This window comes from Pseudomonas sp. HMSC067G02 (assembly GCF_001813485.1).
Taxonomy (GTDB): domain Bacteria; phylum Pseudomonadota; class Gammaproteobacteria; order Pseudomonadales; family Pseudomonadaceae; genus Pseudomonas; species Pseudomonas aeruginosa.
The window spans coordinates 1-25,595 of the sequence record NZ_KV812625.1; the positions used below are offsets into that span (position 1 = coordinate 1).

A 25,595-nucleotide genomic window follows, 5' to 3' on the forward strand; every position below is an offset into this window, starting at 1 on the left:
GGCATTTTATCAACCAGAAATTCCGGATACCCGAAATTCTTGATCATGTATTCGCCCATGCCGACATCCGCGCTGACGAAGAAACGGATGCGGTTGAGCGTACGCAGGTACTCCTCGCCGGACTTGGTCTTGGTCACCAGCAGGTTCTCCACTCCGCCCAACTCGTCGAGCAGCGCCTTGCGTCCACTGTAGGCCACGCTGCCGGTACTGCCGACGAAGCCCAGCTCGATATCGCGCGCCAGGCCCAGGTCATGCAACAGGGTCTGGTCGTAGCCCTTGGGCACGAATACCGCGTCGAATCCCTCCTGGCGCAGGCGTTCGCTGACCGTATGGCCCGAACTGATCACCCGAACCCAGGGCAGGCGCCGGTAATGGGCACTGAACTTGCCGGTGTACTTGCAGGGAATGTAGTTCTGGTAGGCATCGTGCTCGAGGATCACCAGGTTGGGCACGCTGCGAATGAAGCGGACCTGGCGCATTTCCTTCTTGAAGCGGAGGAAGAACAGGATGCGGTCGTAGCGCGAGACATCCACGTGCTTGCGGAAGTAGCCGCGCAGGTCGGCCTGCTCCTCGCTGCTCAGCCAGCGGGTATCGCACTCGCAATGGGCGGCGATGCCGTCGTACAGGCGATCCAGGATCGCTCGCTGCTCTTTCTGGACCAGAAACAGAACTTTCATCAGACCTTCATCCTCGCGGCTGCTCCGAAGCAGCATGGCGGCTCGAACCTTGCCGAACGCTCGACCCAAGCATCATGCCTCCCCGTCCAGCGACTCCACCCAGAACAACTCGTGCCGACGCACCGCCTTGCGCATGAACTCGTCCTCGCCGTATGCCGGCCAGCGACGCCCGGCGAGCCAGCCCTGCAGACGGCGGCGCAGACGGCGCTTGAACGGCGGCCTGGGTTGCAGGTCGTGCATCATGCCCAAGGCCATGGCCTTGTCCACCTGGCGCGTGCGCTCCAGCGCCAGCGTCCATGGCAGCAACGGCGAGCACTCTTCGGTCAACGGCGGCAGGCTGACCCCCATGTGCGCATCGCCCATCGGCCAGCGATCGTTGTCGTGCAGGTGATTGGCATAGTGCAACAATGCCTGCGGCTGCCAGTCCAGACCCTGGAGCGCCTCGCGCACGGCCTCCTGGGCGCGGACATGGTCCGGGTGCGGATCGAAATGCGGATGAGGCAGGACGATGACCTCGGGACGTGCCAGCAGGATCAGCTCGCGGAGATCGGCCAGCAGATTGTTCCAGGTCGACAGGCCGTCGGCATCGCTGGCCAGGCGCAGGCGGTTGAACTGGCGGAACGGACGGATATCGGCGAGATCGGCCTCACGGGACGGTACCACCTCGCCCGGGTTCGCCTGCATGGCAGGCAATTGCAGGCAGAAATAACCCAGTTGCACGCAGCGCTCGGCCGGCACCCCACCCCACGCCGGCACGGCCTGGCTATCCCAGGCGCGCAGGCGGCCCTTCAGGCGCGCCGCAGCTATTCCGTCGAGGCCCATGCGGCGGTAATGCTCGGTTTCGATCTCGCCGGCGGTCAGGGTCACGATCCAGGCCTCGCGTGCCTGGCTGTAGAGGCCGAAGGCGGCCAGCTCGGCGTCGTCGGCATGCGGAGCGATGACCATCACCCGCCGCTCACGGTAATCGGGATGGCGCGCACGCCACAGGGTCGGTTCGCCGACCAACCGGCAATGCCGGCCGCGCAGGCGAATCCGGCCCTCGCCCAGCGGCCCGGCCAGTCCCGTCAGGTTCAGGTAGCGCAAGCCGTTCACCCCACGTTCGAAAGCCTGGGCATCGGCCTCCGCGCCACCTTCCAGCAGTACCGAGGGTTCGAGGAAACGCCCCAGCCAGCCAGCGCGCACGCCGATGCCAAGCACCAGCGTATCGCCTTCGCGCAGCTCGCCGTCGACTCGCAGACGGCCATCCGCCAGGCGTACCGGCAGCGACTCGACCCCTTCCGCGAAACGGTAGCGGTAGTCCTCGCCCGGCGAATAGAACAGGTGATCGGCGAACCAGGCTTCGTGGGCGACCCACAGGGCCACGAGGAGGATCGGCAACAACCAGGGGCTGACCAGCAGACCGACGGCCAGCAATGCCAGCAGCGCAACCAGTAGGCCGATCCGCTTGTTGCGTCGATGACGCTTGAGCAACTGCTGCTTGCGTGCGCTCATGCTTCAGACCTGGAAGACCGGAGAAGGATGGCACCAGCGATCCTTGTATTCGCGGTCGGCGCGACCGAACGAATAGCGCAGGGGTTTGCCCAGCGCTCGCGCATCCTCCCAGGCGGCCTGGGTGTTCAGGTAACTGAGCACGCTGCCAGGGCTGAACTCGCGGGTCTGCGGATCGACGCCGCCGTTGATGTACTCGACGCTGAGCCAGCCCGGCGCTTCGGCGCGATACAGTACCTGGACCGCGATGGGCTGGTCGTTGAGCAGCAGGACCGAGCCGCGCAGCAATTCGCGCAGCCGCTCGAAGACCTCGGCCATGCGCTCCGCGCCGGTGGCCGGGAAACCCCAGCGACGCTGGAACAGTTCGAGATAGATGGCGGCGAACTCGGCCGGGGCGAAGCTGTCTGCCTGGCGCACCTGGCCACCGGCCTCCTCCACCAGGCGCACTTCGCGCCGCTGGTTGTAGCGGAACTTCTTGGAGAAATCCTCGGGGGCGCGAGCGAAAGCCAGTTGCTCGGCCTGCGGGCGCAGCGTGACGATGTTCCGCTCATGCAGCACCGACAGGTAACGTCCCCCATGGCGGAGGGCGATGCGGGCATCGCCAGCCACCGGCAGGATCAGTTCGGCGTTGCCCAGGTCGTACAGGCCCTTCTTGCCGCGCCGCTTGAGCACGTCCTTGGACAACGCCAGGTGGCGGCCCCAGGTCGGGATCGCCGCAACCAGTTCGCCAGCGCTCTCCCAACCCAGGTAACGCACCGGGATTCCAGCCATTTCGGCGAGCTGCTCGACCACCAGCGGGTGGGTCGCGACGCTGCCGCCGAAACGCTGCCAGGCCTGGGCGTAGGTCAGCGCATCCACTTCGCGCCAACCGCGTTCGCGGAAGGCGCGCAACCTGTTCAGCATGCAGACTCCGAAGCGAAGCCGGCAATCGTCGGCAGGCGCCAGAATTCGCGGCGCACCGCGGCGTCGGAGAAGCGTGTCTCCAGGCGCTCGAGCATGAGCCGCGCACAGGCCTCGCGCTGGCGGCGGTCGAGCGCTGCCAGGTGGGTCAGACCCTCGGCCAGGGCCGTCTCGTCGCCCAGCGGGAAGAGGATGCCGACCCCCTCCACCACTTCGCGGGCGCCGCCACAGGCGGTGGCGATCAGCGGTACGCCGGCGACCATGGCCTCCAGCAGGACCATGCCGAACGGCTCGTGGTCGGAACTCAGGGCGAAGGCGTCGAACGCCTTGAAGTAGCGCCGTGCCTCTTCGACCTGGCCGAGGAACAGCACGCGCTCGCCGATGCCCAGTTCGCAGGCCAGGTCCTTGAGCTGCTCTTCCAGGCGGCCGCTGCCGAGGATCGCCAGCAGGCTGTTCTGTGGCAGGCGCGGCAGCGCGGCGGCGAAGCCGCGCAGCAGGGTAGCCTGGTCCTTGTCCGGATGCAGGCGGCCAACGTTGCCGACCACCCAGGCCTCGTCGGGCAGGCGCAGTTGCCGGCGCGCACTCAGGCGCTCGACCTGCTCGGCCTGCAGCGCAGCGACGTCGATGCGGTTGTAGAGCGTCTCGATCCGCTCCGCCGGCCACTTCGGCAGGCAACGGCGGATATCGTCGCGCACCGCGTCGGACACCGCCAGCAGGCTCAGGCGCTTGCTCATCAGGCCGGCGAAGACCTTGCGCGACAACCGCTGGTAATCGCCGAAGGCGTGGTGCACGCCAACGATCGGCAGACGAGTGGCCAGGCTGGCGATCCAGATCGGCTTGAAGCGGTGCGCGATGCAGAAGCGGAAGTCGCGCGAACGGGCGATCTCGCGCAAGTCGCGGATCGCCTTCAGCTTGAGGCCACGGATGTCCCTGGAGCCGTACTCGAGGAACAGTACCTCGTCGGAGGCGCAACGCGCCGCCACCTCAGGATCGGAACGCCCGGTGAGGAACACCGTGGTGACCTTGTACGGGGTTCCGGCGAACAGGCTGGCGTACTGACGGGCACAGTCGAGGAAAGGCCCGTCGTAGCCGTGACAGAACTGCAGGACGCGAGGTTCAGCCGACCGAGTCATACCAGTCCACGCCCTCCTTCACCACCAGGATGTCCTCCATGATCAGGTACTGCAGATCGGAGCCGAAGAACATGTTCAGGGCGTCGGTCGGCGAGCAGATCATCGGTTCGCCACGACGATTGAGCGAAGTGTTCAGGGCCACGCCGTTGCCGGTGAGGTTCTCCAGTTCCTTCATCAGGTCGTAGTAGCGCGGGTTGTACTCGCGCTTCAGCACCTGGGCGCGGGAGGTGCCGTCTTCGTGCACCACTTCCGGCACTCGCTCCTTCCACTCTTCGTTGACTTCGAAGGTGAAGGTCATGAACGGGGCCGGGTGGTCGATCTTGAACATCTGCGGGCCGACGGTATCCAGCATCGACGGGCAGAAGGGCCGCCAGCGCTCGCGGAACTTGATCTGCGCATTGATCCGGTCGGCCACGCCCGGCACGCTCGGGCAGCCGAGAATGGAGCGGCCACCGAGGGCACGCGGACCGAACTCCATGCGTCCCTGGAACCAGGCCACCGGGTTGCCGTCGGCAAGGATCCTGCCGATACGCCGGCTGCGGTTGTCGATCTTCTGCCACTGCGGCCTGGCCTCGTGACGGGCGCAGGCGGCGATGACGTCCTCGTTGGAATACTCCGGGCCGAGGTAGACGTGCTCCATCTTCTCCACCGGCACGCCGCGCTGGTGCGACACGTAGGCCGCCGCGCCGACCGCGGTGCCGGCGTCGCTGGCCGCCGGCTGGACGAACAGCTCCTTCACTTCGGGGCGCGAGATGATCTTCTGGTTGAGCTTGACGTTCAGCGCGCAGCCGCCGGCGAAAGCGACCTTGCCGGTCTCGCGGATGATATCGCCGAGGTAGTAGTCCATCATCTCCAGCGCGAGCTTCTCGAACAACGCCTGGATGCTCGCGGCGTAATGGATGTAGGGATCGTCGGCGATGTCGCCTTCGCGCTTGGGCCCCAGCCACTCGATCAGCTTGGGCGAGAAGTAGTAGCCCTTGCCTTTCTCCTTGTAGCGGCGGAAGCCGATGACGTTGGCATAGTCGGTGTTGATCACCAGTTCGCCGTTCTCGAACTTGGCGAGACGGGAGAAATCGTACTTGCTGGCGTCACCGTAGGGCGCCATGCCCATGACCTTGAACTCGCCGTCGAGCATGTCGAAGCCGAGGTACTCGGTGATCGCGCCGTACAGGCCGCCCAGCGAATCCGGATCGTAGAACTCCTTGATCTTGTGGATCCGACCGTTCTCGCCCCAGCCGAAGAAAGTGGTGGCGTACTCGCCCTTGCCGTCGATGCCGAGGATCGCGGTCTTTTCCTTGAACCCCGAGCAATGGTAGGCGCTGGAGGCATGGGCAAGGTGGTGCTCGACCGGCTGGATCTTGATTTTCTTCAGGTCGAAGCCGAGTTGCTGCAGGCACCACTCGATGCGCTTGTAGTAACGCTTGTAGCGGCGGTTGCCGAGCAGGATCGCATCCAGCGCGCGATCCGGCGCGTAGGCGTAGCGCTTGGCGTAGTGCCAGCGGGCCTTTTCCATGATGCTGATGGGAGCGAAGGGAATCGCCACCACGTCGACATCGGCCGGCTCGATCCCTGCCTGCTCCAGGCAGAACTTCGCCGATTCGTAGGGCATGCGGTTCTTCGCGTGCTTGTCGCGCACGAAGCGCTCTTCCTCGACGGCCGCGACCAGCTTGCCGTCGATGTACAGGGCGGCGGACGGGTCATGGCTTACGGCGCCAGACAGGCCTAGGACGGTCAATGCCACGGTAGAACCTCTTCAAAGCAGCTCGCGGTTGCGGAGTGGGACCGACAACCGCGGCTTTCGTTTAACTCGTCGACCGCCGCAGGCGGTGGTCGTCGCTTGTCGTTCAAGCCCCGGCGGCGTCGCCGAGGCGGGGAATCCGTTGCTCCAGCAGCCGGTAGAGGCCGCTGTCCTGCGGCCAGTTGCGCAGGAAGCGCGCGCGGTCGCGGGCGTAGGCGCGGGCAAAGGACGCCTGGCTGTGATGCTTGCGCATCGCGTCCAGGTCGATCAGCGCCCATTCGCCGCCTTGTTCATGGGCCTGCCAGAACAGGTTGTGTCCCTTCAGGTCGCCGTGGCTGATGCGTTCGCGGATCAGCGTCGAAAACAGCCGATCCAGTGCCGCCAACTCGGCTTCCGGTGGCGAAACGGCGCCATCGGGCATGTCCAGGCAAGGCTTAAAACGAGCGATTATATCCTGACCGCCGAGATAATCGGTAATCAGGTAGGCGCGCCCGCGCAGCCAGCACCAGCGCCGCTCCAGCATCGCCAGCGGACGGGCGGTGGCGATGCCGAGGAATTCCAGGCGGTTGCCTTCGCGCCAGGAGGCCCAGGCCCGGCTCGGCCGCCAGAAGCGCTTCAGCCAATGGACCCAGCCCTTGATGTTGTAGCGTTTGATGATCAGCGTGCGGCCATTCGCTTCGACCCGGGCGACGGTGGCCGCGCCGCCGTCCTTGTAGACGTGGCCGGCGGCGATCAGGCGGTCCGCGTCCGCCAGCAGCGGCGCCATCGTCTCGGCCTCGCTGCGGCGGGCGGCGAACAGGCGGAACGGACCGCGCACGACGCTGAACAGGCTACAGTCGCGACCGACCTTCCTCAGCAGGTCGCGCACCCGCCAACGGCGAACCTTGGCGATTTCCTTCTGCAAGGCTTCCAGCGGCAGCGCATGCTCGCCGTTGGCCAGCAGGTAATGCACCAGCAACTCTTCCAGGAAAGGATCGAGGACCGCCGGCAACTGGGCGAAGAACACCCCGAGGTTTTCCAGCACTTTCTGTCGCGACAGCGGCTGGCCGGGAGTTTCCGCACGCACGCCGCCACCGTCGATGAGATACAGGCGGCCGGCGTGGCGCAACAGGTTGTCCAGGTGCAGGTCGTCCTGCCAGAGGCCCTTGGCATGCAGCTCGCCAATGGCCGCCAGGGCTTCGCCGAGCACCGCTTGCTGGGCATCGCCCAGCGGCGCCTGGGCCTCCACCGCACGCCAGGCGTCACCGAGGCTCTGCGCCGCGTCGAGGTAGTCGAACAGCAGCCAGCCGCCCTCGCCCTCCTGCAGCCCGTCGGCCAGCAGCGCCGGGGTGGTCAGCCCCTGGGCCGCGAGCAGACGCGCCCCTTCCAGTTCGCGCTGGAAATGCCGTGCGGCCTTGCCGCCCACCAGCAGCTTGGCCAGCACCTTGCGCCCACGCCATTCGCCGGCACCGACGTAGCGCTGCCCGGGCAGCACCCGCAGCAGACTGTCCAGGCGCAATTCGGCAGCGCCAGCGCCATCCGCCAGGGTCACCCGCAATGGCAGTTGCGGGTGGCGGCCGGCGGCTTGCAGTTCGGCCAGTCTCATCGGCGCGACTCCTTGCGCCGGCGGCGCTGGTCGAGAAGGCGATACCACTGCTCGACCTCGGCCGAGTCGAGGGGTTCGTCGACATAGGCGGAGATGAATTCGTGCACGTCCGCTTCGCTCCAGTCCGGGGCACGGCGCAGCATCGGCTCCAGGTCCTTGACCTGGTCGCGGCGGCCGAACCAGATCGGGCGGGTCTTCTCCAGGTCGATCAGGCAGGCCTCGAAGACACCATCGGCCCCCTCGCGGAGGAATACATGCTTGGGATAGAAGCAACCATGCATCTGTCCGGCCGCGTGCAGCTGGCGCGCCAGCCTGCCAACCGCCCGGAGAATCGCCCGGCGCCGCTCTTCGGCCAGGTCGTGCCAGGACGCCAGCCAGGTGTCCAGGTCCTGCCAACCGTCCAGGGCACGGGTCAGGAGGATCGCCTGGCGCTCTCCGCCGACCGCCTGCTGGGCGAAGAACGCCGCCTGCAGGGCGGGAATGCCCAGCGCCCGGTAGCGCTCGATGTTGCGGAACTCGCGGGCGAAGGTCGGCTCGCCCAGCGGATGGCGCAGGCTGCGGGTCAGGTGGTTGCTCTGGCGCTTCAGGTAGTAGGCGGAGTCGCCCAGGTCGAGGCGGTAGACGCTGCTCCAGCCACCCCGTTCGGTATTCGGTTCGTCCACGGCGTCCAGCTGCAAGGCCCACAGGGCGTCGAAGCTGTCCAGACGGTTGCGCTGGAGCAGGTCGTGGTCCTGCGCGGCGATGAAAACGCTCATTCGCGCCCCTCGAAGAAAGCCACCACCTGGCGAATACGCTTCTTGTCGGATTCGTTCAGGTGCCGGCGACGGCGATATTGCAGGTAGAAGCGCAGGCGCTGGGTGCGCGACAGGTGGTACTTGGCCACCTTGTCCAGGCAGGCCAGGTCCTTGGTGATCCGGTAGCGCAGCATGAAGCTCCACCAGAACGCGCCGTTCGGGCAGTCGATGAAATACACCAGCGGCTGGCCGTCCACCAGCAGGTTGCGCCACTTCAGGTCGTTGTGGGTGAAATGCTGGTCGTGCATCAGGCGCGTAGCCTTGGCGATCTGCCGGCTGACGCCGTCCACCCAGCGCGGGTCCTTCAGGCGCGGATCCCGGTTGCAGGCGAGCACCGACAAGTCCTCGGTGCCCGGCAGCTCGCGGGTGATCATGGCGCCGCGCTGGAAGGCGCCGGCCTTGCGCTCCAGCCCCCAGGCGACCACTTCGGCGGTGGGAATGCCCCACTTCTCGAAGCGCTTGAGGTTCTGCCACTCGGCCTTGATCCGCGGTCGCGCCAGGTAGCGGCGCAGGCCCTTGCCGGCGCTGCGGTAGCGCTTGACGTAGTAACGCACGCCGTCGCGCTCGATGCGGATGACTTCGGACAACGGGTCGCGGGTCAGGCGCTCGCCCTCCAGGGCGAACACGCTATCGAGGCTACCGAAGTCGGCGGCCAGGTGACGGTAATCGGGTTCGAGGGTCCACCCCGCCATCAGAGCAGGTCTCCGTAACGCTGCTTGCGTTCGTAGAGTTTTTCCGCCTTGCGTTCCATCCAGGCCAGCAGGCCGGCCTCGTCGCGCAGTATCTCGCGCAACGGCCGGCGGAAATAGGTGCGCAGGAAGCGTAGCTTGTCGCGACGCGTCAGTCCGATGTCCAGCGCAGAGAAATACAATGCCGCCAGATCCTTGTTACGCCAGCGTTTCGGCGTGGCGTCGCGAGTCTGGGCACGGTGCAGGTCGATCACCGAGAGGCGGAAATCGTCCGCGCTCACCGGCTTGTCGGTGTGCAACAGGAAATGACAGATGTAGCAGTCGCGATGGTTGACTCCGGCACGGTGCATGTCGCCGACCATCCGCGCCACCGCCTCGACCAGCGCGCGCTTGAGCCGCGGCGGTGGAGGACGTTCGCGCCAGTCCTGGGAGAACACCTCGAGGTCCACGGTCGGCGCCAGTTCCTCGGTGACGATGAAGGAATGCTGCCGCGCCGGATCGCTGCCGCGCTCGCCGTAGGCGACCGCGGTCATGGTCGCTACGCCGGCCTCGTGCAGGCGCCGGATGGCCTGCCACTCCTGGCGCGCGCCGAGCACCGGGAGCTTGGCGGTGAGCAGGTTCTTGGCGATCTCGCCCCAGCCGATGCCACGGTGGATCTTGACGAAGTAGCCGCGCCCGTCGACCTCGGTGCGCAGGGTGCGGCGCCCCTCCAGTTCGCGGTAGACCTTGCCTTGCAGCGCCTCCACCGCCTCGAACGGGTCGCGCCCGCTCCACAGGCGCTTGAACGGCTCTTCCAGCACCAGCCTCATGAGACCTCCTCGAGGATCAGGTCGGCGGCGCGCTGCGGCATGCTGTAGAGGTCGGCGTGATCGGCGTAGGCCAGGCCATTGCGCGACCAGGCGGCGCGCGCCGGAGCGTCCTCCAGCATTTCCGCGAGCAGGCGGTTGAGACTGTCCTGCTCGAAGGGACTCGGCAGCACCCGCCCGGCGTCGGCCTCGGCGATGTAGTGGGCGTAGCCGCAGACATCGGTCACCAACACCGGCAGGCCGGAGACCAGCGCCTCCAGCAGCACCGTACCGGTGTTCTCGTTGTAGGCCGGGTGGATCAGCAGGTCGGCGCCGAGCAGGAAGCGCGGGATATCGCTGCGACCCTTGAGGATCTGTACCTGGTCGTTGAGACCGAGGGCGGCGATCTGTAGCAGGAACGGCTTGGGATCGTCCTGGCCGATGGCGATCAGCCGGGTACGCCTGCGCAACGCCTTGGGCAGCGCGGCCAGCGCCTTCAGGCTGCGATCCAGGCCCTTGGTCTTGAAGCCGGAACCGATCTGCACCAGCAGCAGGTCGTCTTCCTCCAGGCCGAACTCGCGGCGGAATTCCGCACGCACGTCCGCGGCGTTGGCCGGCGCCCGGCGATCCTGGCTGATCCCCGGCGGCAGCAGATGGAAACGCTCGGCCTGGGTGCCGTAGTGCTTGACGAAGAGCGGCTGCTGCACCTCGGAGATCATCAGGATCTCGGTCTTCGAGGCCGGGTCGAACACTGCCCGTTCGTAGCCGGCGAAGTGGCGGTAGCGGCCCCACTGGCGGTACAGCGGGTTGCGCAAGGTCTGGGCCTTTTCCTCGAAACAGGCGTCGGCGGCGTAGTAGACATCCAGTCCGGGCATCTTGTTGAAGCCGATCACCCGCTGCACCGGGCGCCTGGCCAGGTCGGCGCGGACCCACGCGGTGAACTTCTCGTTGCGCCGGTGGTTGAAGATCGAGCGCACCGGGGCCACCAGCACTTCGAAGCCGTCCGGCACGTCGCCCTCCCAGATCAGGGTATAGACGCGGATGTCGTGCCCGCGCCGCTGGCATTCCAGGGCGATGCGCATGAAGTCGCGCTGCAGGCCGCCGAAGGGGAAGTATTTGTAGAGGATGAACGCCAGGGTCATCGGAGGGTCTCCGGGGCCAGCAGCATGGCCTCCAGCTGGGTGGCCACGCGCTGGGGATTCAGCCGGGTGAAGCACAGCGGCTGCTCACGCTTGAGATCGAACAGTTTGCGGTCCTCTTCGGTCGGCTGGTAGGTACAGGTCTTCTTCAGGCACGGCGCACAGGGGAAGTCGCTGCCCAGGTGGACCTGGGAGCGCCCGTAGGCGCCGGTGAAGCCAGGATTGGTCGGGCCGAACAGCGACAGCGTCGGCACGTCCAGCGCCGCCGCCAGGTGACCGAGGCCGGTATCCACCGCCACGCAGGCGCGCGCGCCGGCAAGCACCTTGGCCATGCCGGCCAGGGATAATCTGGGGAGTACCGCGGCATTTTCCAACCCCGCCGCCAGGCGCCCGGCCCGCTCCCGCTCGGCGGCGCTGCCCCAGGGCAGGCGCACCGACCAGCCGCGCTCGCACATGCGCTCGGCCAGTTCGCGCCAGTAGGCTTCCGGCCAATGCTTGGTGTCCCAGGTAGTACCGTGCAGGAACACCAGGTACGGCGCTCCAGGGTCGGCGTCGGCCAACTGCTCGCGGTCCAGGCCATAGTCACCGACCGACTCGGGCAACGGGTAGTCCAGCACCTGGGCGAACAACTGGCGCGTGCGCTCCACCGCATGCTGTCCCCAGGCGACCGGATAGGCACGGCGATAGAAGCGGCTGGCGAGCGGCTCGCGCGCCGAGTCGCGATCGAGACCGGCGACCGGCGTCTTGCCCACGTAGCGGGTCAGCCAGGCACTCTTCAGCAGCCCCTGGGCGTCGATCACCAGGTCATAGTCGACTTCCTTCAGGCGCTGCTTGAAGCGCCGCCATTCGCCGTTGCGCAGGGTCTGCCAGAGGTTCTTGCGCCAGCGCCGGATCGCCACCGGGATCACCCGCGCCACCGCCGGATGCCAGGCGGGAATCTCGGCGAAACCTTCCTCCACCACCCAGTCGAACTGGATGCCGGGAATCGCCCGGGCGGCGTCGGTAAGCGCCGGCAGGGTGTGGATCACGTCGCCGAGGGACGAGGTCTTGACCAGCAGTACCCTCATCCGGCGACCTCGGCAGGGTCGCCGACCAGCCGCTCCAGGGCTTGCAATACCAGACCAGGCGGCAGCTCGCGGAGGCAATTGTAGTGGCCGAAGCGACAGGTGCGCTCGAAGCACGGGCTGCACTCGAGACCGAGGCGGACGATCTCCACCCGGTCCGCCAGCGGCGGGGTGAACTGCGGCGAGGTGGAGCCATAGACGCCCACCAGCGGGCGATCCAGCGCGGCCGCCACGTGCATCAGGCCGGAATCGTTGGACACCACCGCGCCAGCGCAGGACATCAGGTCGATGGCCTCGGCCAGCGAAGTCTCCCCGGCAAGATTGAAGGACTCCTCGCGCAACCCCGGAATCAGGCGCTGGCGAATCTCCTCTCCACCGGGATGGTCGTTCTTCGAGCCGAACAGCCAGACCTGCCAGCCGGCACGGATCTTCGCCTCGGCGACCGCGGCGTAGTGTTCCGCCGGCCAGCGCTTGGCCTCGCCGAACTCGGCGCCGGGACAGAGCGCCAGCACCGGGCGGTCCAGGCTCAGGGCGAACTTGTCGAGCGCCGCCTGGCGGCTGCCGTCGTCGATCCGCAGGCGCGGCTGCGGATAGGGCTTCGGCAACTCCACGCCCGGCTCGAAGGCCAGGGCCATGAAGCGTTCGATCATCAGCGGATAGCGCTGCTTGTCGAGCTTGCGGATGTCATTGAGCAGCCCGTAGCGCATCTCGCCGCGCCAGCCGGTGCGCTTCGGTATTCCGGCGAACCAGGGCACCAGCGCCGACTTCAGCGAGTTGGGCAGCAGGATCGCCTGCTCGTACTGACCGCGCAGGCCGCGTCCGATCCGGCGCCGGGTGGCGACGTCCATCACCCCGTGGCCGAGCGGGAAGCTCAGGGCCTGGCGCACCTCGGGCATGCGCTCGAGGATCGGTCGGCTCCATTCGGGCGCCAGCACGTCGATCACGCACTCGGGATGCCGCTGGCGCAGACACTGGAACAGGGTCTGCGCCATCACCATGTCCCCCACCCAGGAGGGACCTACGATCAGAATTCTCATTCAGGCTCCGGAAATGATCAGGGAGGCTTTCGCCTCCCTGTCACACCCTTCTTCGGTGCTTACTTGACCAGGGTACGCCACTCGGCGTGGGCCTCGGTCTTGCCGCTGACCAGGTCGAAATAGGCTTTCTGCAGCTTTTCGGTGACCGGGCCACGGCGGCCGGCGCCGATCTTGCGCCCGTCCACTTCGCGGATCGGCGTGACTTCCGCGGCGGTGCCGGTGAAGAAGGCCTCGTCGGCGATGTACACCTCGTCGCGGGTGATGCGCTTCTCGACCAGTTTAAAACCGTGTTCGGCGGCCAGGGTCAGGATAGTGTTACGAGTGATGCCGTTCAGGCAGGCGGTGACTTCCGGGGTGTAGATCACGCCATCCTTGATGATGAAGATGTTCTCGCCGGAGCCTTCGGCCACATAGCCTTCCGGATCGAGCATCATGGCCTCGTCGGCGCCACCGGAGATCGCCTCCTGGAGGGCCAGCATCGAGTTGATGTAGGCACCGTTGGACTTGGCGCGGGTCATCGAGATGTTGACGTGGTGGCGGGTGAAGGAACTGGTGCGCACCTTGATGCCTTGCTGCAGGGCTTCCTCGCCCATGTAGGCGCCCCAGCTCCAGGCGGCGATGATCACATGGACCTTCAGGCCGCTGGCGCGCAGGCCCATGCCTTCGCTTCCGTAGAACACCATCGGGCGGATATAGGCGCTTTCCAGGTTGTTCTCGCGCACGGCGGCGCGGGTCGCCTCGTTGATCTCGTCGCGGCTGTACGGGATCTGCATGTTCATGATGTGCGCGGAGTCGAACAGCCGGTCGGTGTGCGCCTGCAGGCGGAAGATCGCCGTGCCCTGCGGGGTGTCGTAGGCGCGCACGCCCTCGAACACGCCCATTCCATAGTGCAGGGTATGGGTCAGCACGTGCGTGGTCGCATCGCGCCACTGCACCAGTTCACCGTCATACCAGATCACGCCATCACGATCGGCCATCGACATAGTTGCCAGCTCCTTCAGATATTCGTTACGTACTTGCGTTACGTGCCTGAGTGGATCAGCCGAGCCGTAGCTCGCGCCAGATCCTGATCACTTCTCGCCGCTCCGTCTGGAAGTGCTCGCCGCTCACGACCCCGGCCTCCTTCTGTAGTGCCAGGCGGTGTGCGGCTGCGCGATAGGCCTTGTAGGCCTCCTGCAGGAGACGGACGTCCTCGCTGGCGATCAGGCCAGCCCGTTCCAGTCCTTCCAGAATGCGGATGTTATCGGTGAATTCGAGCAGCGCCGGGTGTTCTCCGGACCAAGCTAGAACCGCATATTGCACCATAAATTCGATATCGACGATACCACCGGCATCGTGCTTGAGATCGAAGGCTGCCGTGGCCTCGAAGGCATTCGAAGCGGTACCGGCGGCGGTCGCGCGGGTTCCCAGGTTGTCGCGCATCTTGGCGCGCATTTCGCTGACTTCGGTGCGCAACGCGTCGAGATCGCGCGGCCTCGCCAGCACCTCGGCACGTACCGCCTCGAAGCTCGCCTGCACCCGCCGGCAACCGGCCAGCACCCGGGCGCGGACCAACGCCTGGTGCTCCCAGGTCCAGGCCTCCTGCTCCTGGTAGCGCTGGAAGGCGCCCAGCGAACTCACCAGCAGGCCGGCCGCGCCGCTCGGACGCAGGCGCATGTCGACCTCGTAGAGGGTACCGGATGGCGTCTGCGCGGTGAGGAAATGGATGATCTTCTGCCCCAGGCGGGTAAAGAACTGCGCGCCATCGATGGATTTGCCGCCATCGGTCTCGCAGTGGGGGTCGCCGTCATGGATGAACACCAGGTCGAGGTCCGAGCCATGACCGAACTCCAGCCCGCCGACCTTGCCGTAGCCGACGATGACGAAGTCCGGATCGCACGGCGTGCCGTCGGCGCGCAACGGCCGGCCGTGACGCTGCACCAACTGCCGCCAGGCCAGTTCGAGGACCTCGACGAGGATCGCCTCGGCCAGCCAGGTCAGGTAGTCGCTGACCTTCATCAACGGCAGCGTGCCGGCGATCTCCGAGGCCGCCACCCGCAGCCCGTGGGCCAGCTTGAAGTGACGAAGGGTCTCCATCTGCTGCTCGAGGTCGTCCTCGGGAATCCGCATCAGCCGTTCGCGCAGCTCGGCGGCCAGCTCGGCGGCCTGTGGAGGACGGAACAGGCGCCCCTCGTTGAGCAGTTCGTCGAGCAGGATCGGGAACCGCGCGATCTGCTCGGCAACCATCGGGCTGGCCGCGCAGAGGGTCAGCAGGCGCTCCAGCGCGCCAGGGTTCTCGGTCAGCAACACCAGGTAGGCGGAACGCCGCGCCACCGCTTCCACCAGCGGCAGGACCCGCTCCAGCACCAGGTCCGGCTGAGGGTTTTCCACGGTCATCGCCAGCAGGCGCGGAACGAAGGCATCCAGGCGTTCCCGGCCGAGACGCTGCATCGCTCGCACCTGGGGGCCGTGGCGCAGATCGCTGAGACGCTTCCAGGCCGCCTCGGCATCGACGAAGCCGGCGTCGGCCAGTTGCCGACTGGCCGACTCCTCGTCCAGCGCCTCCTCCCACAGCGGGATCCACTCGGCGCCGACGCTGCCGCAGGCCGCCTCGCCGCTTTCGTCCTCGTCCGGGTCGGCGATCACCTGGCGGAAGTGCCAGTCGATGCGCGCCCGCCAGTGGCTCAGGCGCTCGTGGAATGCGGCCCAACTGGCGAAGCCCATGATGAAGGCCACGCGGATGCGGTCGTATTCGTCGCTGGGCAGCATTTGCGTCTGCCGGTCGGCCAGCGCCTGGATGGCATGCTCGGCGTAGCGCAGGAACTCGTAGCCGCCACGCAGCTCCTCGACCACCGCCGGCGGCAGGTAGCCCTGCCCCTCCAGGGTCGCCAGCACCTTCAGCAGCGGCCGTTGCTGCAAGCTCAGGTCGCGCCCGCCATGGATCAACTGGAAGGCCTGGGCGATGAACTCCACCTCGCGGATACCGCCTTCGCCCAGCTTGATGTTTTCCGACATCCCCTTGCGCCGGACCTCCTGCTGGATCAGCTGCTTCATGGTGCGCAGCGCCTCGATGGCGGAGAAGTCCAGGTAGCGCCGATAGACGAACGGCCGCAGCATGCCGAGCAGTTGCTCGCCTGCCTGCTGGTCGCCGCCGACCACCCGCGCCTTGATCATCGCGTAGCGCTCCCAGTCGCGCCCCTGGTCCTGGTAGTACTGCTCCAGCGCGGCGAAGCTGTAGACCAGCGGTCCGCTGGAGCCGTAGGGACGCAGGCGCATGTCGACGCGGAAGACGAAGCCGTCGACGGTGATCGCATCCAGCGCCTTGATCAGCTTCTGCCCCAGGCGGGTGAAGAACTCCTGGTTGTCCAGCGAACGCTTCGCCCCCTCGGTCTCGCCGCCCTCCGGGTAACCGAAGATCAGGTCGATGTCCGACGACAGGTTGAGCTCCACCGCGCCCAGCTTGCCCATGCCGAGGACCACCATCCGCTGCGGTTCGCCGGAGCGCCGGCCGATCGGCGTGCCGAACTGCTCGCACTGGCGCCGATGGAGCCACTCGCAAGCCAGGTCGATGCAGGCGTCGGCCAGGGCCGACAGGTCGCGACAGGTTTCCGCCAGCGCGGCGCGGCGGGTCAGGTCGCGCCAGATGATGCGCAGTTGCTGGCGTGTGCGGAAACGTCGCAGGCGCCGACCGAGTTCGTCCTCGTCGGCGCAATCCTCCAGCCGCGCCTGCAACTGGCTGCGCAATTCGCCGGGCGCGTGGGGGTTCTCCAGCTCGCCGCGTTCGGCCAGATCCAGCAGCATCGCCGGGTCGCGCACTGCCTGCTCGGCGACGAAATCGCTGGCCGCAGCGACCCGTCGGAAATCCTCCAGGCGCTCCTCGGGCCAGGCCTCCAGGCGGGCCAGGGCGGCGGCATCGAGGGCGGCGACAGCGGAGCGGAGGGCAGTCCCGGCGCGTTCGGCGGCGGGCAGCAGGGTGGCCGGCAGATTCGCCAGCGAAGGCAGGCTCATGGTCTATCCTGTTTGGGCTTCCGACCGAAGACCACAGGCTCGACGCACAACGTCGAAAAGGCTCTACATCGGGCCTTATAGCCTGACAGCGACAATCGAAATGTAGTTTTACTACTAAAAATTGTATCCAGAGGGCTGTTTCTCAGACTGATCTGTAGTAAAACTACAAGTCGCCGGGTACACCCCCGGAGAACATCCAAGAATTAGCTGCGGTCGCCCACGAGGCCGGCCGCTCACCTATGGCATCCGATTCTGGAAGCCTTTCCGCCCTGGAGCAAGCCATGCAAGACCTCGATCCCGTCGAAACCCAGGAATGGCTGGACGCCCTGGAGTCCGTACTCGACCGCGAAGGTGAAGACCGCGCTCATTACCTGATGACCCGCATGGGCGAGCTGGCCAGCCGTAGCGGCACCCAACTGCCCTACGCGATCACCACGCCCTATCGCAACACCATTCCGGTAACCCACGAAGCACGCATGCCCGGCGACCTGTTCATGGAGCGCCGGATCCGCTCCCTGGTGCGCTGGAACGCCCTGGCGATGGTGATGCGGGCGAACAAGCACGACCCGGACCTGGGCGGCCACATCTCCACCTTCGCCTCCTCGGCGACCCTCTACGACATCGGCTTCAACTATTTCTTCCAGGCTCCCACCGAAGAACACGGCGGCGACCTGGTGTTCTTCCAGGGCCACGCGTCCCCCGGCGTCTACGCCCGGGCCTTCCTCGAAGGCCGCATCAGCGAGGAACAACTGGAGAACTTCCGCCAGGAAGTGGACGGCAACGGCCTGTCCTCCTATCCGCACCCCTGGCTGATGCCGGACTTCTGGCAGTTCCCCACCGTATCCATGGGCCTTGGCCCGATCCAGGCGATCTACCAGGCACGCTTCATGAAGTACCTGGAAAGCCGCGGCTTCATCCCCGCCGGCAAGCAGAAGGTCTGGTGCTTCATGGGCGACGGCGAGTGCGACGAGCCGGAATCCCTCGGCGCGATCTCCCTGGCCGGCCGCGAGAAACTCGACAACCTGATCTTCGTCATCAACTGCAACCTGCAGCGCCTCGACGGCCCGGTCCGCGGCAACGCCAAGATCATCCAGGAGCTGGAAGGCGTGTTCCGCGGCGCCGAGTGGAACGTCAACAAGGTCATCTGGGGTCGCTTCTGGGACCCGCTGTTCGCCAAGGACACCGCCGGCCTGCTGCAGCAGCGCATGGACGAGGTCATCGACGGCGAATACCAGAACTACAAGGCGAAAGACGGCGCCTACGTCCGCGAGCACTTCTTCGGCGCGCGTCCGGAACTGCTGGAAATGGTCAAGGACCTTTCCGACGAGGAAATCTGGAAGCTCAACCGCGGCGGCCACGACCCCTACAAGGTCTATGCGGCCTACCACCAGGCGGTCAACCACAAGGGCCAGCCGACCGTCATCCTGGCCAAGACCATCAAGGGCTACGGCACCGGCAGCGGCGAAGCGAAGAACATCGCGCACAACGTGAAGAAGGTCGACGTCGACAGCCTGCGCGCGTTCCGCGACAAGTTCGACATCCCGGTCAAGGACGCCGACCTGGAGAAGCTGCCGTTCTACAAGCCTGAAGAAGGCAGCGCCGAGGCCAAGTACCTGGCCGAGCGCCGCGCCGCGCTGGGCGGCTTCATGCCGGTGCGCCGGCAGAAGAGCATGAGCGTGCCGGTTCCGCCGCTGGAAACCCTGAAGGCCATGCTCGACGGCTCCGGCGATCGCGAGATCTCCACCACCATGGCCTTCGTGCGGATCATCTCGCAGCTGGTCAAGGACAAGGAACTCGGCCCGCGCATCGTCCCGATCGTCCCGGACGAGGCCCGTACCTTCGGCATGGAAGGCATGTTCCGCCAGCTCGGCATCTACTCCTCGGTCGGCCAGCTCTACGAGCCGGTGGACAAGGACCAGGTGATGTTCTACCGCGAGGACAAGAAGGGCCAGATCCTCGAGGAAGGCATCAACGAGGCCGGCGCCATGTCCAGCTGGATTGCCGCCGGTACCTCCTACAGCACCCACAACCAGCCGATGCTGCCGTTCTACATCTTCTATTCGATGTTCGGCTTCCAGCGCATCGGCGACCTGGCCTGGGCCGCCGGCGACAGCCGCGCGCACGGCTTCCTGATCGGCGGCACCGCCGGTCGCACCACGCTGAACGGCGAAGGCCTGCAGCACGAGGACGGCCACAGCCACCTGCTGGCCTCGACCATCCCGAACTGCCGCACCTACGATCCGACCTACGCCTACGAACTGGCGGTGATCATCCGCGAAGGCTCGCGGCAAATGATCGAAGAGCAGCAGGACATCTTCTACTACATCACCGTGATGAACGAGAACTACGTCCAGCCGGCCATGCCGAAGGGCGCAGAGGAAGGCATCATCAAGGGCATGTACCTCCTCGAGGAGGACAAGAAGGAAGCCGCTCACCACGTGCAACTGCTGGGCTCCGGCACCATCCTGCGCGAAGTCGAGGAAGCGGCCAAGCTGCTGCGCAACGACTTCGGCATCGGCGCCGACGTCTGGAGCGTGCCGAGCTTCAACGAGCTGCGTCGCGACGGCCTTGCCGTCGAGCGCTGGAACCGCCTGCATCCGGGCCAGAAGCCGAAGCAGAGCTACGTCGAGGAGTGCCTGGGCGGCCGTCGCGGCCCGGTGATCGCCTCCACCGACTACATGAAGCTCTACGCCGAGCAGATCCGCCAGTGGGTTCCCTCCAAGGAGTACAAGGTGCTCGGCACCGACGGCTTCGGCCGCAGCGACAGCCGCAAGAAGCTGCGCAACTTCTTCGAAGTGGATCGTCACTGGGTGGTGCTGGCCGCGCTCGAAGCGCTGGCCGATCGCGGCGATATCGAGCCGAAAGTGGTGGCCGAGGCCATCGCCAAGTACGGTATCGATCCGGAGAAGCGCAACCCGCTGGATTGCTAATTCGCTCCATACTCCCCTCGGCAGCGAGGGGTTTCGAGCACGCCGGCGCCGCCAACGGGCGGCGCCGGCTCACAACGAACCAAGGACCAAAAGTCTTTGTTTTGCGCGCCGCACAGCGGTGGTGGCACGTAAAAGGAGAGGAATGTGAGCGAACTCATTCGCGTACCCGACATCGGCAACGGTGAGGGTGAAGTCATCGAGCTGCTGGTCAAGCCCGGCGACAAGGTCGAGGCCGATCAGAGCCTGCTGACCCTGGAATCCGACAAGGCCAGCATGGAAATCCCCAGTCCCAAGGCCGGGGTAGTGAAAAGCATCAAGGCGAAGGTCGGCGACACCTTGAAAGAAGGTGACGAAATCCTCGAGCTGGAAGTGGAAGGCGGCGAACAGCCTGCCGAAGCCAAGGCCGAGGCAGCGCCCGCCCAACCGGAAGCGCCGAAAGCCGAAGCGCCTGCTCCCGCCCCGAGCGAGAGCAAGCCGGCCGCCCCCGCCGCAGCCAGCGTCCAGGACATCAAGGTCCCGGACATCGGCTCGGCCGGCAAGGCCAACGTCATCGAAGTGATGGTCAAGGCCGGCGACACGGTCGAGGCCGACCAGTCGCTGATCACCCTGGAATCCGACAAGGCCAGCATGGAGATCCCCTCGCCGGCCTCCGGCGTGGTGGAAAGCGTCTCGATCAAGGTCGGTGACGAAGTCGGCACCGGCGACCTGATCCTCAAGCTGAAGGTGGAAGGCGCCGCTCCGGCAGCCGAAGAGCAACCGGCAGCCGCTCCGGCCCAGGCCGCGGCGCCCGCCGCCGAGCAGAAGCCCGCCGCGGCGGCCCCTGCGCCAGCCAAGGCCGATACCCCGGCTCCGGTCGGCGCACCCAGCCGCGACGGCGCCAAGGTCCACGCCGGCCCGGCGGTGCGCATGCTGGCGCGCGAGTTCGGCGTCGAGCTGAGCGAAGTGAAAGCCAGCGGTCCCAAGGGCCGCATCCTCAAGGAAGACGTCCAGGTCTTCGTCAAGGAGCAACTGCAGCGCGCCAAGTCCGGCGGTGCCGGCGCCACCGGCGGAGCCGGTATCCCGCCGATCCCGGAAGTCGACTTCAGCAAGTTCGGCGAAGTGGAAGAAGTGGCGATGACCCGCCTGATGCAGGTCGGCGCCGCCAACCTGCATCGCAGCTGGCTGAACGTGCCGCACGTGACCCAGTTCGACCAGTCGGACATCACCGACATGGAAGCCTTCCGCGTTGCCCAGAAGGCCGCGGCGGAGAAGGCCGGGGTCAAGCTGACCGTACTGCCGATCCTGCTCAAGGCCTGCGCCCACCTGCTCAAGGAACTGCCGGACTTCAACAGTTCGCTGGCCCCCAGCGGCAAGGCGCTGATTCGCAAGAAGTACGTACACATCGGCTTCGCCGTGGACACTCCGGACGGCCTGCTGGTCCCGGTGATCCGCGATGTCGACCGGAAGAGCCTCCTGCAACTGGCCGCCGAGGCCGCCGAGCTGGCCGACAAGGCCCGCAACAAGAAGCTCTCGGCCGATGCCATGCAGGGCGCCTGCTTCACCATCTCCAGTCTCGGCCACATCGGCGGCACCGGCTTCACGCCGATCGTCAACGCGCCGGAAGTGGCGATCCTCGGTGTGTCCAAGGCGACCATGCAGCCGGTATGGGACGGCAAGGCCTTCCAGCCGCGCCTGATGCTGCCGCTGTCGCTGTCCTACGACCATCGCGTGATCAACGGCGCCGCCGCGGCGCGCTTCACCAAGCGCCTGGGCGAACTGCTGGCGGACATCCGCACCCTGCTCCTGTAATACCTGCGCCGCTCCCCACGGAGCGGCCAGCCCCTCTCGCGAGCATGCCACGCTCGTCTCTCGGCCCCACCGGATGGTGGGGCTTTTTTTGCCCGCCTGACGGCTCGGCGAAACTGCGACCCGTCGTACCGCCAGCGAATGCCACAGCACCCGCAGGCGCGAGTTCGGCGCGCACGATGACAGGCGCTCGACGCCAACCCTCCCGGCGAAGCCAACCCTACGAAAAACAGGGCTTTTCCAGCGGCGCCGCAGACCTCCGACCGTCCAGCGGTTTTTTCCCGGATCCGCTTAACTTGGGCCCTGCCGGGCCGATACAGAGTTACTTGTCAGACCAATCGGCATAATGCACCCTTTGCCTGCACCCCATCGAAACGGGTCGAGGCCTCCCCCTCGCTCAGTACCTGGAATCAGCCTCGCATGAAAAGTCATCCCGATGCCGCCAGCCGTTCGGCGGCCGAGGTTGTCACGCAGCTACCCGTGCCGTCGCGGCTCGGGCTGCTGCGTTTCGAGCGGCTGAACGAGCCGAGCTGGGCACTGCTGTTCCTCGATCCTGCCTGCGAGCGCCAGCTCGGGCTGCCGGCGACTACCCTCTGCGCACTGCTCGATGCGCCTTACGCCAGCCTGATGGAACCCGAGGCCCGCCACCGCCTGCACGAGCAGATCCAGCAGCAACTGGTGAAGCGCCCGCACTACCAGGTGAGCTACAAGCTGCACACACCCAACGGCGTGCTGACCATGCTGGAGTTCGGCGAAGCCTTCCAGCAGCATGGCCGCCAGTTGCTGCACGGCTACCTGATGGTCGAGGAGCGAGCGGAGAGCGCCGAGCGCAGCGAACAGTTGCTCGACCTGGAATCGCAGAACCTGCGCCTGAAGGCGTCCCTGGACCTCTACCAGCGCTCCCAGGACGACCACCTGCAACACCTGCTGCGCTCGCGCACCCAGCAGAACCTGATCGTCCGCCTGGCCCGCCATCGCTACCTGTCCAGCGACCCGCTGCTGGAAGCCGCGCAACTGATCACCCAGGCCGCCTGCGAAGCCTACGGCACCGCGCGCGCCGGCATCTGGCGCCTGCTCGACGACCAGCGCCTGGAAGCGGTGACCGTCTACCGCCGCGACCTCGACCAGTACGAGAAGCCCCAGAGCATCGACGCCAGCCGCTACCCCGCCTACCTCGAGGCGGTACACAGCGGGCGCGCCATCGACGCCCACAACGCCCAGCGCGACCCACGCACCCAGGAACTCTACAAGGACTACCTGAAGCCGCTGGGCGTCAACGCCCTGCTCGACGCCACCATCCGCATCGGCGGCGAGGTGGTCGGCGTGCTGTGCCTGGAACACGCCGGCGAGAACCGCATGTGGCAGAGCGACGAGATCGCCTTCGCCGGGGAACTCGCCGACCAGTACGCGCAGGTCCTGATGAACCACGAGCGACGCAATGTCTCCAGCGCCCTGCACTTGTTCCAGCGCGCGGTGGAACAGAGCGCCAGCGCCTTCCTGCTGATCGACCGCGACGGCGTGGTGGAATACGTCAATCCGAGCTTCACCTCGATCACCCAGTACAGCGCCGACGAAGTGCGTAACCGACGCCTGTCCGAGCTTCCGGCGCTGGAGAACCTCAGCGAGCTGCTGTTCGACGCGCGTTCCGCGCTGACCCAGCAGAACAGCTGGCAGGGCGAGTTCCGCAGCCGCCGCAAGAACCACGAGCCTTACTGGGGCCAGTTGTCGCTGTCGAAGGTCTACGACGATCTCGGCGAGCTGACCCACTACATCGGCATCTACGAAGACATCACGCAGAACAAGCTGGCCCAGCAGCACATCGAGAAACTCGCCTACCGCGACAACCTCACCGGCCTGGCCAACCGGCACTATTTCATCGGCGCCCTCGAGGAACGCCTGGAAAGCAGCGGCGACCGCCCGCTCAGCCTGCTGCTGGTGGACATCGACAACTTCAAGCGGATCAATGACAGCCTCGGCCACCAGACCGGCGACAAGCTGCTGGTCAGCCTGGCCCGGCGCTTGCGCAGTTGCCTCGGCGACGGCGCCACCCTGGCGCGCTTCGCCAGCAACGAGTTCGCCGTGCTGCTCGACGACACCGCGGTGGAAAAGGGCGAAAGCATTGCCGCGCAGGTCCTGCACATGCTCGACAAGCCGCTGTTCGTCGACAACCAGTTGATCAACATCACCGGCTCCATCGGCCTGGCCAGCGCCCCGCAGCACGGCTGCGACCCGCAGACCCTGATGAAGTACGCCGGCCTGGCGCTGCACAAGGCCAAGGCCAACGGCAAGCACCAGGTCCAGGTGTTCACCGAGGCGCTGACCGCCGAGGCCAGCTACAAGCTGTTCGTCGAGAGCAACCTGCGCCGCGCCCTGGCGCAGAACGAACTGGCGGTGCACTACCAGCCCAAGCTGTGCCTGCGCAGCGGCCAGTTGCTCGGCCTGGAAGCCCTGCTGCGCTGGCAGCATCCGGAAAAAGGCATGATCCGCCCGGACCGCTTCATCAGCGTGGCCGAGGAAACCGGACTGATCGTGCCGATCGGCAAGTGGGTGATCCGCGAAGCCTGTCGCCAGGCCCGCGAGCTGGCCGAGGCCGGGCTGGGCGAGCTGCAGATCGCCATCAACCTGTCGCCCAAGCAGTTCACCGACCCGGACCTGGTCGGCTCGATCGCGGCGATCCTCCACGAAGAGAACATCCCGGCCAGCCAGCTGGAACTGGAGCTCACCGAAAGCCTGCTGCTGGACGCCACCGACGATACCCGCCAGCAACTCGAACGCCTGAAGAGCCTCGGCCTGACCCTGGCGATGGACGACTTCGGCACCGGCTACTCGTCACTGAGCTACCTGAAGAAATTCCCCATCGACGTGATCAAGATCGACCGCAGCTTCATCAAGGACATCCCGGACAGCCAGGACGACATGGAAATCACCTCGGCGGTGATCGCCATGGCCCACAACCTCAAGCTCAAGGTAGTCGCCGAAGGCGTGGAGAGCGCCGAGCAACTGGCCTTCCTCCGGCGCAACCGCTGCGACATCGGCCAGGGCTACCTGTTCGACCGGCCGATCCCCAGCGACCTGCTCAATACCAGCCTGCTGCGCTATCCCTGCCGCACCCTGCACTGATCGCCCCAGGCCTCCCCCGCCGGCGCGGAAAGGCTGTACTCTCTGTGCTCATCCGCGAGTCATTCGCCTACCCCCTGAGCAGGAGACGAGAGCCATGGTTCTGCGTTCTGAAATCCTCACCAAGAAAAGCGAGCTGCCCACGCCGGACCAGGCCCTGCCGGGTCGCGAAAGCGCCATGCCGGTGCCCGAAGCGCACTTCGTCAACGGCCGCCCGCTGACCGCGCCATTCCCCGCCGGCCTGCAACAGGTGCTGTTCGGCATGGGCTGCTTCTGGGGCGCCGAGCGTCGCCTCTGGCAGCAACCGGGCGTCTGGGTGACTGCGGTGGGTTATGCCGGCGGCTACACGCCGAACCCGACCTACGACGAAGTCTGCTCCGGCCTGACCGGCCACAGCGAGGTCGTGCTGGTGGTCTACAACCCGCAGGAGACCAGCTTCGAACAGCTGCTCAAGGTATTCTGGGAAGCCCACGACCCGACCCAGGGCATGCGCCAGGGCGGCGACATCGGCACCCAGTACCGCTCGGTGATCTACACCTTCGACGCGGCCCAGAAGGCCGCGGCCATGGCCAGCCGGGTGAACTTCCAGGCCGAACTGGCGAAAGCCGGCTACGACCGCATCACCACCGAGATCGCCGACGTCCCGCCCTTCTACTACGCCGAGGCCTACCACCAGCAGTACCTGGCGAAGAACCCCAACGGCTACTGCGGCCTGGGCGGCACCGGGGTGTGCCTGCCGGCCTGACG

At 66.5% G+C, this 25,595-nt stretch carries 18 protein-coding genes; 4 read left to right on the top strand and 14 right to left on the bottom strand.

Annotated elements, in window-relative coordinates; all coding sequences use genetic code 11:
* The 14 genes from HMPREF2914_RS02660 to glnE all read right to left on the bottom strand — a co-directional run.
* A partial coding sequence (locus tag HMPREF2914_RS02660) for a glycosyltransferase (protein WP_070702800.1) occupies positions 1–677 on the bottom strand: 677 nt, incomplete at its 3' end.
* 72 nt (positions 678–749) lie between these two features.
* Positions 750–2,168, bottom strand: coding sequence for a PIG-L deacetylase family protein (locus tag HMPREF2914_RS02665; protein ID WP_023092697.1), 1,419 nt, complete (start codon positions 2,166–2,168; stop codon positions 750–752).
* 3 nt (positions 2,169–2,171) lie between these two features.
* On the bottom strand, positions 2,172–3,068 hold the full coding sequence (locus HMPREF2914_RS02670) for an antimicrobial resistance protein Mig-14 (protein ID WP_023092698.1): 897 nt from the start codon (positions 3,066–3,068) through the stop codon (positions 2,172–2,174).
* Positions 3,062–4,198, bottom strand: coding sequence for a glycosyltransferase (locus HMPREF2914_RS02675; protein WP_003109898.1), 1,137 nt, complete (start codon positions 4,196–4,198; stop codon positions 3,062–3,064). Before HMPREF2914_RS02675 ends, HMPREF2914_RS02670 begins: the two co-directional genes overlap by 7 nt.
* On the bottom strand, positions 4,182–5,939 hold the full coding sequence (locus HMPREF2914_RS02680; RefSeq protein ID WP_003095766.1) for a carbamoyltransferase family protein: 1,758 nt from the start codon (positions 5,937–5,939) through the stop codon (positions 4,182–4,184). The genes HMPREF2914_RS02675 and HMPREF2914_RS02680 overlap by 17 nt, the downstream gene beginning before the upstream one ends.
* Before the next feature lie 103 nt (positions 5,940–6,042).
* Positions 6,043–7,521 (bottom strand): lipopolysaccharide kinase InaA family protein, encoded by a 1,479-nt coding sequence (locus HMPREF2914_RS02685; protein ID WP_003135663.1) that lies wholly within the window; start codon positions 7,519–7,521, stop codon positions 6,043–6,045.
* Entirely contained in the window at positions 7,518–8,276 is a 759-nt protein-coding gene (locus tag HMPREF2914_RS02690) for a lipopolysaccharide kinase InaA family protein (protein ID WP_003095770.1), read from the bottom strand. Before HMPREF2914_RS02690 ends, HMPREF2914_RS02685 begins: the two co-directional genes overlap by 4 nt.
* Positions 8,273–9,007, bottom strand: a complete 735-nt coding sequence (locus HMPREF2914_RS02695) for a lipopolysaccharide kinase InaA family protein (protein ID WP_003109902.1) — start codon at positions 9,005–9,007, stop codon at positions 8,273–8,275. The genes HMPREF2914_RS02690 and HMPREF2914_RS02695 overlap by 4 nt, the downstream gene beginning before the upstream one ends.
* Positions 9,007–9,813, bottom strand: a complete 807-nt coding sequence (rfaP, locus tag HMPREF2914_RS02700; RefSeq protein WP_003095775.1) for a lipopolysaccharide core heptose(I) kinase RfaP — start codon at positions 9,811–9,813, stop codon at positions 9,007–9,009. The genes HMPREF2914_RS02695 and rfaP overlap by 1 nt, the downstream gene beginning before the upstream one ends.
* A complete protein-coding gene (locus tag HMPREF2914_RS02705; RefSeq protein WP_023092699.1) occupies positions 9,810–10,931 on the bottom strand; it encodes a glycosyltransferase family 4 protein in 1,122 nt (373 codons plus the stop codon). The genes rfaP and HMPREF2914_RS02705 overlap by 4 nt, the downstream gene beginning before the upstream one ends.
* Positions 10,928–11,995, bottom strand: a complete 1,068-nt coding sequence (gene waaC / locus HMPREF2914_RS02710; protein ID WP_023092700.1) for a lipopolysaccharide heptosyltransferase I — start codon at positions 11,993–11,995, stop codon at positions 10,928–10,930. Before waaC ends, HMPREF2914_RS02705 begins: the two co-directional genes overlap by 4 nt.
* A complete protein-coding gene (gene waaF, locus HMPREF2914_RS02715; RefSeq protein ID WP_003109905.1) occupies positions 11,992–13,029 on the bottom strand; it encodes a lipopolysaccharide heptosyltransferase II in 1,038 nt (345 codons plus the stop codon). Before waaF ends, waaC begins: the two co-directional genes overlap by 4 nt.
* 59 nt (positions 13,030–13,088) lie before the next feature.
* On the bottom strand, positions 13,089–14,012 hold the full coding sequence (gene ilvE, locus HMPREF2914_RS02720; RefSeq protein WP_003095783.1) for a branched-chain-amino-acid transaminase: 924 nt from the start codon (positions 14,010–14,012) through the stop codon (positions 13,089–13,091).
* A 55-nt stretch (positions 14,013–14,067) separates the two neighbouring features.
* Complete coding sequence (glnE, locus tag HMPREF2914_RS02725; protein WP_003109906.1) at positions 14,068–17,016, bottom strand: bifunctional [glutamate--ammonia ligase]-adenylyl-L-tyrosine phosphorylase/[glutamate--ammonia-ligase] adenylyltransferase; 2,949 nt, start codon at positions 17,014–17,016, stop codon at positions 14,068–14,070.
* A gap of 281 nt (positions 17,017–17,297) precedes the next feature.
* On the opposite strand from glnE, the gene aceE reads away from it, so the two are divergent.
* The 4 genes from aceE to msrA all read left to right on the top strand — a co-directional run bounded on the left by aceE (position 17,298) and on the right by msrA (position 25,593).
* Complete coding sequence (aceE, locus tag HMPREF2914_RS02730; RefSeq protein ID WP_003109907.1) at positions 17,298–19,946, top strand: pyruvate dehydrogenase (acetyl-transferring), homodimeric type; 2,649 nt, start codon at positions 17,298–17,300, stop codon at positions 19,944–19,946.
* Positions 19,947–20,090: 144 nt separating this feature from the next.
* Positions 20,091–21,734 carry a dihydrolipoyllysine-residue acetyltransferase gene (gene aceF / locus HMPREF2914_RS02735; protein WP_003125595.1) on the top strand — a complete coding sequence of 548 codons (1,644 nt, stop codon included), beginning with the start codon at positions 20,091–20,093 and terminating at the stop codon, positions 21,732–21,734.
* A gap of 417 nt (positions 21,735–22,151) precedes the next feature.
* On the top strand, positions 22,152–24,851 hold the full coding sequence (dipA, locus tag HMPREF2914_RS02740) for a phosphodiesterase DipA (RefSeq protein WP_003106476.1): 2,700 nt from the start codon (positions 22,152–22,154) through the stop codon (positions 24,849–24,851).
* A gap of 94 nt (positions 24,852–24,945) precedes the next feature.
* Positions 24,946–25,593, top strand: a complete 648-nt coding sequence (msrA, locus tag HMPREF2914_RS02745) for a peptide-methionine (S)-S-oxide reductase MsrA (RefSeq protein WP_023092701.1) — start codon at positions 24,946–24,948, stop codon at positions 25,591–25,593.
* Positions 25,594–25,595 lie beyond the last annotated feature (2 nt).

Excerpts from the sequence above, each read along its gene's own strand:
- HMPREF2914_RS02665 (WP_023092697.1), bottom strand. The coding sequence starts at position 2,168 with ATGAGCGCACGCAAGCAGCAGTTGCTCAAGCGTCATCGACGCAACAAG.
- HMPREF2914_RS02670 (WP_023092698.1), bottom strand. The coding sequence starts at position 3,068 with ATGCTGAACAGGTTGCGCGCCTTCCGCGAACGCGGTTGGCGCGAAGTG.
- HMPREF2914_RS02675 (WP_003109898.1), bottom strand. The coding sequence starts at position 4,198 with ATGACTCGGTCGGCTGAACCTCGCGTCCTGCAGTTCTGTCACGGCTAC.
- HMPREF2914_RS02685 (WP_003135663.1), bottom strand. The coding sequence starts at position 7,521 with ATGAGACTGGCCGAACTGCAAGCCGCCGGCCGCCACCCGCAACTGCCA.
- HMPREF2914_RS02690 (WP_003095770.1), bottom strand. The coding sequence starts at position 8,276 with ATGAGCGTTTTCATCGCCGCGCAGGACCACGACCTGCTCCAGCGCAAC.
- HMPREF2914_RS02695 (WP_003109902.1), bottom strand. The coding sequence starts at position 9,007 with ATGGCGGGGTGGACCCTCGAACCCGATTACCGTCACCTGGCCGCCGAC.
- rfaP (WP_003095775.1), bottom strand. The coding sequence starts at position 9,813 with ATGAGGCTGGTGCTGGAAGAGCCGTTCAAGCGCCTGTGGAGCGGGCGC.
- HMPREF2914_RS02705 (WP_023092699.1), bottom strand. The coding sequence starts at position 10,931 with ATGACCCTGGCGTTCATCCTCTACAAATACTTCCCCTTCGGCGGCCTG.
- waaC (WP_023092700.1), bottom strand. The coding sequence starts at position 11,995 with ATGAGGGTACTGCTGGTCAAGACCTCGTCCCTCGGCGACGTGATCCAC.
- waaF (WP_003109905.1), bottom strand. The coding sequence starts at position 13,029 with ATGAGAATTCTGATCGTAGGTCCCTCCTGGGTGGGGGACATGGTGATG.
- ilvE (WP_003095783.1), bottom strand. The coding sequence starts at position 14,012 with ATGTCGATGGCCGATCGTGATGGCGTGATCTGGTATGACGGTGAACTG.
- glnE (WP_003109906.1), bottom strand. The coding sequence starts at position 17,016 with ATGAGCCTGCCTTCGCTGGCGAATCTGCCGGCCACCCTGCTGCCCGCC.
- aceE (WP_003109907.1), top strand. The coding sequence starts at position 17,298 with ATGCAAGACCTCGATCCCGTCGAAACCCAGGAATGGCTGGACGCCCTG.
- dipA (WP_003106476.1), top strand. The coding sequence starts at position 22,152 with ATGAAAAGTCATCCCGATGCCGCCAGCCGTTCGGCGGCCGAGGTTGTC.
- msrA (WP_023092701.1), top strand. The coding sequence starts at position 24,946 with ATGGTTCTGCGTTCTGAAATCCTCACCAAGAAAAGCGAGCTGCCCACG.